The sequence below is a fragment of the Streptomyces sp. SID12501 genome (assembly GCF_010550245.1).
GTDB lineage: Bacteria > Actinomycetota > Actinomycetes > Streptomycetales > Streptomycetaceae > Streptomyces.
Window position 1 is genome coordinate 1 of record NZ_JAAGLU010001130.1, and the last position, 245, is coordinate 245.

1 pseudogene is annotated in these 245 nt (G+C 73.9%); it reads left to right on the plus strand.

Annotated features, from left to right (window positions below):
- Nucleotides 1–245, plus strand: a pseudogene (locus G3I71_RS50140) (hypothetical protein); the annotation flags it as partial.

Consider the following 245-nt stretch of genomic DNA (forward strand, 5'->3'; position numbering starts at 1 on the left):
ACGTCCCACCGACGCGGCACCGAGGCCGCCGTGCAGACGGAGGTGCGGGAGGGCGAGGAACTGGTGTGGGAGTCGCGGAGCACCTATCTGGCACGGCACCGGCGTGTGGAGCAGCCTGCCGCCTGCGACGAACACGAGGCGCTGCCACTGGTCGCCGAATGGCGACTCGGGGAGGACGTCGGCCGGCGGTACGCCGCCGCCTCCGGCGACCGCAACCCCATCCACCTGCACGCCCTCACCGCCCG